Raw genomic sequence first — 1,343 nt, forward strand, 5'->3', positions numbered from 1 at the left:
CGTGACCTTTCTGGCACTTCTGACTGGGATTCGTTCACACGCGCTCAGTTCGAAGTTGACACAAAGACAGACACCGAGCTCGGCGCTCTGCGTGGCTTCATCGGCTTCCGTGGCAATGCTGACAACGGTTCTTCTGCTTCTTCTTCCGTATTCGTTGACCAGGCGTTCATCGAACTCGGCGGCCTGAAGGTCGGTAAGTTCTACAGCTGGTGGGATGATGGTCTCTCTGGTGAGTCCGACGTTCTCTCCACGAACGCTCTCTTCAACTCCATTCGCTACACCTACGATGCAGGCTCTTTCTGGGCTGGCATTTCGGTTGACGAACTTGAAGGCGTGAACTCGCAGCTGGCTAACTTTGCTGGTACCGTTACGGTTCCTGCTGGCACATTCGGCGTATTCACACAGGAAGCTGACAACAACGTAGGTGTTACGGCTGGCGTTGGTGCGAAGCTCGGCGGCGCAACACTTCAGCTGATCGGCTCTTACGATGTGGACCAGGAAGAGGGCGCTGTTCGCCTGATCGGTACTGCTGACATTGGTCCAGGTACCCTTGGTCTTGCTGGTATTTGGGCTTCCGGCGGTAACGCTTACTATGCAAACTCTGAATGGGCTGTTGCTGCTGAATACGCAATCAAGGCAACTGACAAGCTGACAATCACTCCAGGCGGCCAGTACTTCGGTAGCGTTGCTGATACGATCGTTCTCGGCGGCCTCAATGCTGCTGGTACAGCGTTCGTACCTACGGGCACAGCTCGTCGCGGTGATGACTTCTCGAACCGTGACGCATGGCAGGCTGGCGTAACTGTTGATTACAAAATCACACAGGGCCTCTCCACAAAGATCGCAGTTAACTACTACGACGAAGATGGTCGCGACGACCAGGTTAACGGTTTCGTTCGCCTTCAGCGCACATTCTAATCTGATCTAACTTTGGTTAGTGATGGAAAACCCGGCTTTCGAGCCGGGTTTTTTGNTTTTTGTTGATGATCCGGTCACGCCGATAAAAGNTTTTTCGGTCGATAGCCTTTAAGGCATCATTAACACTTCGACCCAGTTGCGGTCGATTTGTGTCCAAGTTGCAACAGCATGGCGGCAACAGTTCGTCATTGATGCNAAATCAGCCTGTTCAAGATTGCGCGACTCGACCGTTATGGNTTTAATCCACCTCAAGGACAGCATCATCCCACCCGCTGTTTCCTACGAATTGACTTGGAGGTCACCATGAACATTAAGAGCCTTTTGATCGGCTCCGCTGCAGCTCTCGCAGCAGTATCTGGCGCACAGGCTGCCGACGCTATCGTCGCTGCTGAGCCAGAACCAATGGAATACGTTCGCGTTTGCGA

General features: G+C 53.1%; 2 protein-coding genes. Both read left to right on the forward strand.

Features of this window, described 5'->3' with window-relative positions; translation table 11 throughout:
• Window positions 1–918: porin (locus CUC55_RS22615; RefSeq protein ID WP_067654058.1), on the forward strand; the 918-nt coding region annotated here is incomplete at its 5' end.
• 303 nt (window positions 919–1,221) lie between these two features.
• Window positions 1,222–1,343, forward strand: a 122-nt coding sequence (locus CUC55_RS23730; protein ID WP_173645953.1) for a porin, incomplete at its 3' end; no start/stop codon positions are given.

The sequence above is a fragment of the Agrobacterium bohemicum genome (assembly GCF_002896715.1).
GTDB classification, from domain to species: Bacteria; Pseudomonadota; Alphaproteobacteria; order Rhizobiales; family Rhizobiaceae; genus Agrobacterium; species Agrobacterium bohemicum.